Raw genomic sequence first — 11,508 nt, forward strand, 5'->3', positions numbered from 1 at the left:
GGGCAGGCAGCTTAATCGTTTATGTGCTTTTCCACGTATTGGGCCATGACCTCATGTATCCGCTGGGGGGGGAGATTTTAAAATAACTTTCAACCACCACATGTCCGATTTCGTGACAGGTAACCCTCAGCCGTCCGTTGTTTGAGGAGTAAAATACCCGATTCAGCCGGGGGGAATAAAAGGCAATATAATCTACATTGACGTTGTAAATCTGCTTAAAGGCATGGGCAACTTCATCTCTGCCGGGCAGGATTTTAATTGAATAGTTAAGGGGTCTTGGATACATATCCAGGACCCTCATTGCTTTTTCTGTGATGACATCTATTTTTGCAACGACTTCCTGTTCGACGGTGTCGGTTTTATATTGCCTGACCTGGGAGCGCAGCCGTCCAGCGAGGTACAGCTCTTTGTTGTACCGCCTGAGATCCTCAGGGTTATCATAAATGATTGTTGCATATTTGCTCCTGAGCTCATATGCGGTACAGGGCGACAGCAGGCCGTCTGCCTGCATCACCACAACGCTCAAAAGTACTGCTGCAATAAACCGCATTGTGAGATTAACCTTTTACCTGACTGCTGCGGTCTGTATATTCTTTGACTACGGCGTCAATGTCTTTGCGGCTCCTTTCAATGTTTTCCACCAGTTTCAAAATCTCTTCCCGACAATCCTTTTTCAATACCGCCGTTATCTTTTCGACAGACACACCGATACCGGCGTTTAGGTCCTGTATCCGGTTCAGGTTCTGTAAAAGTTTTGAATTAAACAGGTTTATCTTTTCAGCCAGCTCTTTTCCCTCATCCTTTTCCCTTAAACCAACCTCAACCGAAAGATCTCCTTTGATCATCTCATCAACGGTTTTTTCAAACCTGTAAAAGGGACCGGCCACACGATGGGTGAGTCTCATGGTGATAAAGCAGATAAAAATGCCGCCCAGAACGATAAACATCCACTGGGTACTCAAAATTTTTTTAAAAAGAATCCCAGGTGTGGTGCCCAGTTGCAGGTGATAATTGTCATAGACAATGGAGAGGGTGTTTGACGAAAAAAAACTGAAAATAGCGATAAAAAGAATGCTTCCCAGGGTTAAAAGAATAAAGTAGTTGAAAATAAATTTCCCCTGAAGTTCTTTGTTAATGAAATATATTTTGCGTTTATAGGGGGTAGGACGGTTCATTTTTCCCTCCATATTTCTGCGTTCGCTTTTAATTCCCGTATCCAGTCGGCCATGAGTTGTTCCTGTTTATAGCCGGCAATAAAGTTTCTGATCTGTTCATCATCCGTGTCCCCTGTCTTTGGGGCCTCAAGGGGAATGATCTGATCAATACGGTATGACAGAACGCCCATTCCCGATTCAACGGGTGGGGACATCTCTCCTTTCTTCAGGTTTAAAAGCGTAAACTTCAGCTCGTCTGAAAGATCCACAAAATCGGAATCTATTTTTTGCGGTGTCTGGGATACACTGTTTTGCGCTTCATTCAATGATTTATAACCGAATTTTGATATGATCAGGCGGCTTGCCGACAATATTTTATATTTTTGAATTTCATTGTCGGACACGCTTGTCTTAAGGGAGGAAAGTTTCCTGTCCACTAAAATTTTGATCAAGGACTGCTCGTAATATTGCTGGACAGACTGGCGGAATGATTCTTCTTTGTGGATCTCCTTGTTGAGCGCTTCCTGGATAAGCAGTTGTTCATCAATCAGGGAATCAATGTATTCATTACGGTTCATGTAGTAAGGTTTTAATTTGATCCGTGTTTCAAGTTCGGATTCGGAAATGATTCTGTCGTTGATCACAACCGCAGGCTTGGATATTTCAACCTTTGTCTTGAACACACCGTATGCGGCAAGAATGGAAAACAGGACAATTATCCCGCCGATATAATAAAGGTATCTCATAATTTTGAATCCTTAAATTTATTTGTCAACGATCAGACGGCCGGTGTTTGTTTCAACTTGTATGCACCTGTCATCATAAAGTCTGACCATACTATAGTCTTTCACATTTGTTATTTCAAGGTCGGGCAAGCCTTGGTTTTTCAACCATTTTTGTATAATGGGCAGCTGCTCCGGATCACTTGCCCGGGCAGTGAAAATTTTAACCCGTCTGCCCTTGTCGATCATATCCTTTAACAGGGTCATCATTGCAGGTACAGGTTCTCCAACGGTTTCAACCGAGGAATGTTTGTCATAAAAAGCAAGGGTGCCGTCAAGATCAACGCCTATCCATGGTTCAATAGCGCTATTGTTTTCTTCCGAACTGCGTCGCGGGGCAATGGTATATTCCTTTGATGCTTCTTCACCGGCTTTTTTAAGATATTGTTTAATGGATTTTAACATAGAAGATTGCAGTATCAAATAAATTGCGCAAATTTTGCGGCGGCGGCAGCACAATTCTCACCGTCAATGGCTGCCGATACGATACCGCCTGCATGACCGGCCCCTTCTGCGCAGGGGAAGAGCCCGTGAATATCCGGATGCATAAAGGTCGTTTTGTCCCTGGGAATTCTTATCGGTGAACTGGTCCTTGTCTCCACCCCGATGAGTTGGGCATCATTGGAGCAAAACCCGGGCATTTTTCTGTTAAAAATGGTTAATGCCTCTCCAAGGCCTTTGACCATAAACCTGGGCAGGCGCTCATGCAGGGGCGCAGATATGATGCCCGGGATATACGAGCTTGGATTCAGGGTTGTACTGGTTTTCTCGTTTACAAAATCAGCGGCTTTCTGGGCCGGGGCGATCTGGGAATGTCCGCCCAGTTCAAATGCCAGTTTCTCAAGGGCCATGCGAAGTTTTAATCCGGCAAATTCATTTTCACATCTGTAATTTATCCACTCTTTTTCCCCGACACTGACCACAAAACCGGCGTTGGCAAAGGGAGAGTTGCGCTTGGAAACGGACATGCCGTTGACCACCTGTTCACCGGGAGAGGTGGCTGTCGGTACAATAATGCCGCCCGGGCACATACAGAATGAAAACGCGGCCCGTTCACTGGTCTGGCAGGTCAGGGAATAGCCGGCTGCCGGCAGGTTGCTGCTATAGTTTTTTGAATGGTACTGGATTTCATTGATCAGCTTTTGGGGGTGTTCAATTCTTACCCCCATGGCAAATTGCTTTGCCTCAAGCCGGATATTATGTTTTTTAAGCATATAATAAACATCCACGGCGGAATGGCCCGTGGCAAGTATGAGTTCTTGCCCAGGCATTTCAAGGCAATCATTTACCACCACCCCTTCAAGCCTGTTGTCTTGGACTATAAGGTCTGTTATCCGGCTGTTGAAATGTATCTCACCGCCATTGGACAGGACCGTCTCCCTTATGGCTGAAACGATCTTCGGCAGTTTGTTGGAACCGATATGGGGGTGGGCATCTATCAGTATATCCGGGTCTGCGCCGTGCTGTACAAGGATGTTTAATATCCTTTTGACATCACCGCGTTTTGTTGAGCGGGTAAAAAGCTTGCCGTCACTATAGGCTCCGGCACCACCCTCCCCGAAACAATAGTTGGAGTCCGGATTGACGGAATGGTTTCTTTGTATGGCGCTGATGTCAAACCGCCGGTCCCTGACATTTTTTCCCCGCTCCAGAACAACGGGTTTGATGCCGGCTTCAATCAGTTTCAGGGCTGCAAACATCCCTGCCGGGCCGAATCCTGCAATGAGTACATCTCTGCCCGGTTTGACCGGTTTGTATGAAATTTCATCTTTTGTGGAAAGATAGGGTTCATTAATATATGCTTCATACCGTATCCGGAATACCGCAGATTTCCGGGCATCAATGGAGCGTTTCAATGGTATAAGGGCAGTAATATCATTGACATCCGCCCGTAATTTTTTTGCGGCCAGTTTTTTATGAAGAGTTCTGTTATACAGGCCGTCCGGGTGAACGGTCAGTTCAATCTGTTTTTTCATTGATCTCCCCTGTTATGGAGAAACTTTATTGTGACCGGTCCCAGATCAAAACTTATGATAAATTTGTTCCTGTTCATCCAGGATATCGTCCAGGATGGCTTGGGTGGTATAGGGGTTCATGATAACGCTCCGAAGTACTACCACCATGAAGTCATCCTCCGGCACAAGTTTAAGCCGGGTTCTGGAGACAAAACTTTTTCCTGCTTCCCGCTGGATGCGCTGGATGCGGATATTGATCTCATCAAGTTCCTGGTTTAAGCGTTTGCGCTCCTCCCCCCGGGCGGTTGCCAGTTTCTGCCGAAAGGACATGGGCACCAACCGGTAGGTCAGAATATTAAGCACAGGCCGGGTCACCAGTTCAAATTCCGGCCGCTCTTCTATTTTTTCGGCAAATGCCCTGGCCGTTTCAATACCATGATCAATCATCAGGGCATACCCTTTGGCACCCATTATTTTTAAGGATGCATCCAGGATAAGGCAGGCGGCCTCCCTGGAACCTTCAAGGGTTTTGATGCCTAAATCCACAGAGCCCTTTCGGTTTACGTATCGGGCATGGTAGGCAATGGCGTCAAGGGCATTGGCGTTTTTAAAATAGACCATGCCCGCTCCCATGGGCATGTAAAATTGTTTGTGGCCGTCAATGGTGACGGAATCTGCCCGTTCAATGCCTGAAAGCAGATGGGCATAGGTGTGTGATAACAGTATCGGCCCGCCCCATGCCGCATCCACGTGGAAATGGATCTGCTCCTGTTCACAGATATCGGCCATCTGTTGCAATGGATCAATGGTCCCTGTTTCAGTGGCCCCGGCAATGCCCACGATTGCGGCAATTTTTGTACGCCCTTCCTGCTTCAGGTCCTTGATCGTTTGTTTAAGTTTGTCTATATCAATGGTGTGATCCGGTTTAACATCTACGGCAATAATGTTTTTATTGCCCAGGCCCAGAATCCCGCTTGCTTTTCTCAAAGAGTAGTGCGCCCGACGGGACACGAGGATAACCACCCGGTCCGTGTGGTGAACGCTCATGGCCTTGAACAGGCCGTCTTCTTCAATAGTTGAAAAATCATCTTTGGGCGGAAAAAGTTTATTTCTGGCCACCCACATGGCGGTTATGTTGGCCGTGGTGCCGCCGGATGTAAATGCGCCCAAAGCCGTACGGGTATTCTGGACATGCGCCCGGTAGAAGGCCTGGCTTTGTTTGAAAATCAGGCAGTGGATTTTGGCCAGCACCTGCCTTTCAATGACAGCCAGCACCTTGGAAGTTTCCATTTTAATGAGATTTTGGTTCAAGGCTGCGGTAATGGCTTTAAGGTGCACCATGAAAAAGGGCAGGGCGGATGTCATGTGGCCGATGAAGTAAGGCGATGCCACATTGACGGCTTTAGGGGCAATGTCTTTAATGATATCTTCGATAACCTGGCCCAGATTTTTCTGGGGATGATCACTGATTTGAACGTCCATGTAATTTTTAGCCAGTTCAGTGATACTGATCTCTTCGGTGACGCCCACGTGCCGGTTAAGAAAATCGTGCAGACCGAACAGGATCTGCTCCATGTATTTAACCAGGGTCTTTTTGCTGTTTTCATCATAGGGACGGATGAAAACCCGGTCCAGGGATTTGCGGTCTGCGATCAACTGTCCATCAGTTTTTCGTATATTTTTATCTCCTTGGGTCCAGGTGCTGTTTCCAGGCAATGAAAAAAATGAAAAAGAGGATGACATATTGTGAAGGTCTTTCCTTCAATTTAAAAATTGTGTTATCCGGCCTGTGCTATCCGGCATCAATCTGTCGCCTTTTGCCTTACGAGGTTGTCATGTTTTTAATTTAACTTGAAAACCGTCTTAAAGTATGGCAGGTCTACCTTAAAATAAAGAGAAAATCAAATGGAACTTAATTTTAAGGATATTTTAACACGGGTTACCCGCTACAATTTGATCCGCAACGGCGCAATGACCTATATTGATGTTCAAGATTTATTTTAATTATCTATCGTTCTATCATTGAGTCGTAACAGGTATTGTGTTATTTTTGAATCATCATCTCACCAATAAAAAGGAGAGCCTATGAACATCTCAATCACTTTCAAAAACATCCCTTCATCTGATGCTGTAAAATCCCATGTTGAAAAGAAATTAAGTAAATTAGATAAAATGCTGGATGGCCCGGCCGAGGCCCAGGTTGTCTTGGCAGATGAAAAATTGCGCAGCATTGCTGAAATCAATCTGACTTGCAACAAACTGAAAATTCATGCCAGTGGTGAGGCTGAAGAAAACAACATGTACGCAGCCATTGATAGTCTGGCCGAAAAAATTAAAATCCAAATCAATAAATTCAAAGAGAAGCAAAAACGGCACCTGGCTGGTGACAAACAAAGTATCAAAAAAGAGGCGCTGGAATATGAAGTGCTGGATGACACAGATAGCGAATAAATTTTTGCCTGAAACCTAATTTAACCGGATCCCAGTTCCGAAAAGAACTGGGATCTTTTTTTTTATATGATACTTGAACAAAAACCCGTGTTTGAACGCAAATTTTTCTGCAACGCCGCAGATGGGTGACTTTGCGTTCAAACACTATAAATTCCTTTCCGCCTGGATAATGGCCTCCAATCCTTTGTGAAGATCCTTTACAATGGTATTGGCGCTGATATCTAACCTGCGGGCATTGGAGATATCAAACACTGCTTTTTCAACAGCCGTTTTTTCTCCGTCTGTACCCCGGATCTGGAGGTGGTACGCCCTGGTTATGGCTTCGAGAAGAGATCTCTTTTTCTCCAGTTGTTTAAGATGGATATGTACCCCTGCCCGCATGGCTGTTCCAATATTGGTGGGGCAGGCTGTAAGAAAGCCCTTTTTCCGGTCAAAAGCAAAATCAAGTTTATCCTCCAATGCCCTGACTATCTGTATCAACCGGTTAAAGACATAAGCAAGGTCACCGCCCTGGGACTGGGCTATGATGCGCAGATGATCTTCCTCATTGACCCATATTCTGAGCACCTTGTCCCGGCTTATGAATATGCCGCGTCCCAAAGGGTAATCGCGGTTTATGCCGGCCGACGCCATGAATCGGTCGCCTTTCCGGAAAGCCAGCCCTTTTTCTAACAGGGCATTGAACTGTTTTTCATCCAAATCAGTAAAAGAGGTATAGGTGCCGGATAATTTTTCAGGTAAATTTTTGAAGAGATGTTTTACCGTATTTTCCAGGGCCAGCCGCTGATCCGGGTTCATGTTGCCTGAAAAAGGAAACCTGCATAGATTTCTTGCCACCCGTATCCGGGATGAACGTATAAATGTCTGTTCCGGGTCCAGGTCCGGCAGAACGGCTTCCTGCAGGCCTGGCTTATGAGACCAGCCCGGATTAAGACGATGGTAATCCTCAATGATGGGCAGCAGCACCGGTGCAAAGCAGTCATAGCTTTCCATATCCCCGGCATAGATCCCAATGCTGGAGTCGGGATTTTCAATTCCGGAGGTGATGGCTTGATCAAGCGTGTATCCCGACGGGGTGCGGATTGTTTTAAGATCGTTATAAAGTGCAATGGTCAGGTACTGCTTTATTTTGGAGCGGGATGAGGCGTGAAACGGCAGTTCCTGATCAGCTTTCATAGCCCGAGGACTGGGAAGATATGCCCCGGGCCAGCCGGGTCTGGATCTGGTCTAAAATAATGCAGTCCGCATGGCATTTGGGCAGGTGTTCCCTGAATTCACAGTTGACGCATGGGCTTTGGGTCAGATACCCCACTTCGAAATCAAATAAATCTCTTTTTATCGTTTGATTGTCCATATTCTTTAAATATTATACTACAGGTTGAAATGTCAGCTTTTATATCATTTAATTTAGGTCCGGGTCAATATCCTGTGTTCGGGGTAAATCCTGTATTCTTTACTGAGATTCTCCGTATTGCCCTGTCAAGCGATTCCGGGTGATCTTAGTGCCCTAACTAATGATCTTGGGTTGGCAGCTGTTCAATAAACCGAACATAACCTTTTTGTCATTTGACACCACATTTGCCCGCGCTATATTAGATCGAAATATTGTTCTTTCAGGGCCGGCCCTCTTTTATGGCCGTCTACAGTAACGGCCCAAAATAAAGGCCGGAACATAAGGATTGACAAATTATGGAAGAAATTACAAAGCAGATTGAAACAGCCCATCTCCTGGTAAACCGCATCCGCAGTGAGGTGGGCAAAACCCTGGTGGGACAGGAGAAATTGGTTGACGGACTGCTGACAGGTCTTCTCACCGGCGGGCATGTGCTTATTGAAGGGGTGCCGGGCCTTGCAAAAACATCGGCGGTCAAGGCGTTGGCTGCGGCTGTCCAGGCAGATTTTAAACGCATTCAGTTCACCCCGGATCTTTTGCCTGCGGATTTGACCGGTACCGAGATCTACCGGCCCAAAACCACGGATTTTGTTACCCGTAAAGGCCCGTTGTTCAACAATATTATTCTTGCCGATGAAATCAACCGGGCCCCTTCCAAGGTGCAGTCCGCACTTTTGGAGGCCATGGAGGAAAAGCAGGTGACCATCGGCGACAGCACCTATGCTTTGCCTTCACCCTTTCTGGTGCTGGCCACCCAGAATCCCATTGAGCAGGAGGGCACCTACCCGCTGCCCGAAGCCCAGGTGGACCGCTTCATGCTCAAGGTGCTGGTGGAATACCCCAGCCGAACCCAGGAGCTTGAGATCCTTAAAAAGACAAGCTTCGCCGCGGTAGAGCAGATATCACCCGTTGTCTCTTGTGAGGACCTTGCCGGATTAAAACGCCTGGTGGATCAGGTGTATGTGGATGAAAAACTTAAAGAATACATCGTTAACCTGATCTTTGCCACGCGAAATCCGGAATCCTGCAAAATGCAGACCGGTCATTATATTGAGTTCGGGGCCTCGCCCAGGGCGACCATCTTTCTTGCCAAGGCTGCACGGGTTACCGCATTTCTTGCGGGCCGGGCCTATGTTACGCCCCAGGATATAAAACTTGCCGGACCTGATGTGCTCCGCCACAGGATTCTGCTCTCCTTCGAGGCCGAAGCTGAAGAGATTTCAACCGGGCAGGTGGTGGCGGATCTGTTCGACTCCGTAGAAGTGCCATAAGCAATAGTTACAGGTGATCATGAAATGATTCCTGCCCATATCATAAAAAAAATTAAGCAAATTCATATAAAGTCCCGCAAAACAGTCAACACCCTGATGGCAGGGCAATACCGCTCTGTCTTCAAAGGCTCGGGCATTGAATTTGAAGAGGTGCGCGAGTACGCCCCGGGTGACGATGTCAAGTCTATTGACTGGAATGTCTCTGCGCGTACGGGAAAGGTGTTTGTCAAGCTGTTCAGGGAAGAGCGCGAATCCATTGTCATGTTGCTCATTGACATGAGCGCGTCTTTAAATTTCGGCACCCATTCGGGCAGCAAACTTGAAAAGGTGGCCGAACTTGCATCGGTTCTGGCATTTAATGCCATTAAAAATAATGACAAGGTGGGTGTGATTTTTTTCACGGACCAGGTGGAAAAGTATATCCCGCCTAAAAAGGGCTCTGCCCATATCTGGCGGGTGATCAAGGAAATTTTTACCTTTGCGCCCAGAGGCGTGGGCACGGATATCGCCTGTGCCCTGGATTTCATGGCAAAAATCAGTAAAAAGCGCAGTTTTGCCTTTGTGATTTCCGATTATCTCTCTCCGGAGTACGAAAAAAACCTGCGCCTTTTAAACCGGCGGCATGAGGTGGTGGGCCTGCGTGTGTTTGATGAGGGGGCTTTTCACCTGCCCTTTGCCGGTATTGTGCGGGTAAAGGATTTTGAAACCGGGGAAGAGACGCTCATGGATGCGGGCAGCAAAAAGATGCGGCAATGGTATACGGATCAGCGGCAGAAAATCCATTCTTTGACCGAATCGGTGTTTACCAAAGCCCGGGTGGATCTTGTGGATGTCACCACGGCTGAGAGTGTGTCCGACGTATTGACCCGGTATTTCATGCTGCGGGAGAGCAGACGCTGATGCTTGAGGATATTCATGATATACGGCCGCCGGTGATGACAGGCATTGATCCGGGATTGATCCGGGCTCTTCTTTGGGGAGCCGGGACCGTTGTTCTTTGTGCGCTGATTGTCCTGCTTGTACGGTACTGGTTAAAAAAAAGAAAAAACAGGATCATAGATCTTCAGGCTCTGCCTCTGCTTTCGCCATACGAAACAGCCGTAAGGGACCTGGAACGGTGTATGGCCGATTTCGGCCACGATGCCAAAATTTTTTATTTTGAACTGGGCCGCATTATGAAAGCCTATGTTTCAGCCACCTTTCAAATCAACTGTTCCGAGATGACCTCCCAGGAGATGGCCCGAGCCGTAAAAAAATTTAAGTATCTTGATTCTAAGGTGAAAACAGAATTGATCCGGTTCCAGGAGCAGTGCGATCCCATCCGCTATATGCCAGTGGATGCTCAAGGGCCTTTGGATGCCGGGCGGATGCAGCAGGATCTGACCTTTGCCGGCAGCCTTGTGACAAGCATTGAGCAGATTGTCGCAGATGCGATGGTCAGAGAAAAAGCGGAGAGTGCCTGATGTTTCGATTTGCCTCACCCTGGTTTCTGCTGCTGCTTATTCTGCCCTGGCTCTGGCTGCTGGTTCACACGGTTAAGAGTACCAAACGGTTTTCATTCAAGTGGCTGCCCAAGCCTTCTGGCCACACGATCCGGGTGTCAAGCCTGACCGGTACTTCCCACGTGCCGTTCAGTTTTGCTGTAATGGGGGCCCGTCTCATGCCCCTGGTGAAGGTGCTGGGCTTGAGTCTTATGATTCTTGCCCTTGCCCGGCCCCAGGCCGGCGAGCGCAAAATCAATGTAGATACCGAAGGGATAAATATTGTTCTGGCCCTTGACCTGTCCGGGTCCATGAAAGCCCTTGATTTCAAACGAGACGACAAGATCGTCACCCGTCTTGACGCGGTCAAGGGGGTGATTTCCGATTTCATCATGAAAAGGGAAGGGGACCGCATCGGCCTTGTGGTGTTCGGCACCCATGCCTTTACCCAGGTGCCGTTGACCCGGGACTACAACACCATTGCATTTATGCTGGATCATTTAAAGATCGGGGCTGCCGGACCCAACACCGCCATTGGCGATGCCATGGGTATTTCGCTCAAGCGCCTGGAAGACATTCCGGCCAAATCGAACATCATTATTCTGCTCACCGATGGTAAGAGCAATGCCGGAGAATTGTCCTGGCAGGAGGCCGCCAAGATCGCGGCCCAAAAAAAGATTAAAATCCACACGATCGGCGTGGGCTCTACGGGCAAAGCCCCTTTCCTTGTGGACGGACTTTTTGGCCAGCAGTATGTGTACCGCCAGGTGGATATGGACTGGGACGCCCTTGACGCCATTGCCAAGCAAACCGGGGGAACCTTTTTTAAGGCCAAGGATACCGACAGCCTTGCATCCATTTATAAAATGATTGATTCAATGGAAAAGACAACGGTTAAGGTGGACAAATGGGTGGATTACAGGGAGCTTTATACCCTGTTCCTGATCCCGGGACTGCTGCTTTACCTTACATGCCTGGGCCTTGGCAGCACAAGACTTCTGGAGTTGCCTTAAGCGGTGAA

Annotated in this window: 13 protein-coding genes; 5 read left to right on the forward strand and 8 right to left on the reverse strand. The window is 47.6% G+C overall.

Annotated elements, in window-relative coordinates:
• Positions 1-19 precede the first annotated feature (19 nt).
• Genes DESPODRAFT_RS16450 through panP form a run of 6 tightly spaced genes read right to left on the reverse strand, consistent with a single transcriptional unit; the run spans position 20 to position 5,634 of the window.
• Entirely contained in the window at positions 20-550 is a 531-nt protein-coding gene (locus tag DESPODRAFT_RS16450) for a hypothetical protein (protein ID WP_004075007.1), read from the reverse strand.
• 7 nt (positions 551-557) lie between these two features.
• Positions 558-1,175, reverse strand: a complete 618-nt coding sequence (locus DESPODRAFT_RS16455) for a methyl-accepting chemotaxis protein (RefSeq protein ID WP_004075009.1) — start codon at positions 1,173-1,175, stop codon at positions 558-560.
• Positions 1,172-1,900 carry a peptidylprolyl isomerase gene (locus DESPODRAFT_RS16460; RefSeq protein ID WP_004075012.1) on the reverse strand — a complete coding sequence of 243 codons (729 nt, stop codon included), beginning with the start codon at positions 1,898-1,900 and terminating at the stop codon, positions 1,172-1,174. The genes DESPODRAFT_RS16455 and DESPODRAFT_RS16460 overlap by 4 nt, the downstream gene beginning before the upstream one ends.
• Before the next feature lie 18 nt (positions 1,901-1,918).
• On the reverse strand, positions 1,919-2,341 hold the full coding sequence (locus DESPODRAFT_RS16465; RefSeq protein ID WP_004075014.1) for a hypothetical protein: 423 nt from the start codon (positions 2,339-2,341) through the stop codon (positions 1,919-1,921).
• A 14-nt stretch (positions 2,342-2,355) separates the two neighbouring features.
• On the reverse strand, positions 2,356-3,912 hold the full coding sequence (locus tag DESPODRAFT_RS16470) for an NAD(P)/FAD-dependent oxidoreductase (protein ID WP_004075016.1): 1,557 nt from the start codon (positions 3,910-3,912) through the stop codon (positions 2,356-2,358).
• A 45-nt stretch (positions 3,913-3,957) separates the two neighbouring features.
• Positions 3,958-5,634, reverse strand: coding sequence for a pyridoxal-dependent aspartate 1-decarboxylase PanP (gene panP, locus DESPODRAFT_RS16475; RefSeq protein ID WP_004075018.1), 1,677 nt, complete (start codon positions 5,632-5,634; stop codon positions 3,958-3,960).
• 342 nt (positions 5,635-5,976) lie between these two features.
• On the opposite strand from panP, the gene hpf reads away from it, so the two are divergent.
• On the forward strand, positions 5,977-6,342 hold the full coding sequence (hpf, locus tag DESPODRAFT_RS16480) for a ribosome hibernation-promoting factor, HPF/YfiA family (RefSeq protein ID WP_004075022.1): 366 nt from the start codon (positions 5,977-5,979) through the stop codon (positions 6,340-6,342).
• 144 nt (positions 6,343-6,486) lie between these two features.
• Here the strand turns inward: hpf and DESPODRAFT_RS16485 are convergent, their stop codons facing one another.
• Both DESPODRAFT_RS16485 and DESPODRAFT_RS16490 read right to left on the reverse strand, forming a co-directional pair.
• A complete protein-coding gene (locus DESPODRAFT_RS16485) occupies positions 6,487-7,518 on the reverse strand; it encodes a phosphagen kinase (RefSeq protein WP_004075023.1) in 1,032 nt (343 codons plus the stop codon).
• The gene (locus DESPODRAFT_RS16490) at positions 7,508-7,696 is read right to left on the reverse strand and encodes a hypothetical protein (protein ID WP_004075025.1); all 189 of its coding nucleotides are present in this window, start codon (positions 7,694-7,696) and stop codon (positions 7,508-7,510) included. Before DESPODRAFT_RS16490 ends, DESPODRAFT_RS16485 begins: the two co-directional genes overlap by 11 nt.
• A 335-nt stretch (positions 7,697-8,031) precedes the next feature.
• On the opposite strand from DESPODRAFT_RS16490, the gene DESPODRAFT_RS16495 reads away from it, so the two are divergent.
• The 4 genes from DESPODRAFT_RS16495 to DESPODRAFT_RS16510 are packed head-to-tail and all read left to right on the forward strand — an operon-like array spanning position 8,032 to position 11,500.
• Positions 8,032-9,006: an AAA family ATPase gene (locus DESPODRAFT_RS16495; RefSeq protein WP_004075027.1), complete on the forward strand. Its 975-nt coding sequence runs from the start codon at positions 8,032-8,034 to the stop codon at positions 9,004-9,006.
• A 24-nt stretch (positions 9,007-9,030) separates the two neighbouring features.
• Positions 9,031-9,906: a DUF58 domain-containing protein gene (locus tag DESPODRAFT_RS16500; protein ID WP_004075029.1), complete on the forward strand. Its 876-nt coding sequence runs from the start codon at positions 9,031-9,033 to the stop codon at positions 9,904-9,906.
• Positions 9,906-10,469 carry a hypothetical protein gene (locus DESPODRAFT_RS16505; protein WP_004075030.1) on the forward strand — a complete coding sequence of 188 codons (564 nt, stop codon included), beginning with the start codon at positions 9,906-9,908 and terminating at the stop codon, positions 10,467-10,469. Before DESPODRAFT_RS16500 ends, DESPODRAFT_RS16505 begins: the two co-directional genes overlap by 1 nt.
• Positions 10,469-11,500, forward strand: coding sequence for a VWA domain-containing protein (locus DESPODRAFT_RS16510; protein ID WP_004075032.1), 1,032 nt, complete (start codon positions 10,469-10,471; stop codon positions 11,498-11,500). The genes DESPODRAFT_RS16505 and DESPODRAFT_RS16510 overlap by 1 nt, the downstream gene beginning before the upstream one ends.
• Positions 11,501-11,508: the final 8 nt, after the last annotated feature.

It is taken from the genome of Desulfobacter postgatei 2ac9 (genome assembly GCF_000233695.2).
GTDB classification, from domain to species: domain Bacteria; phylum Desulfobacterota; class Desulfobacteria; order Desulfobacterales; family Desulfobacteraceae; genus Desulfobacter; species Desulfobacter postgatei.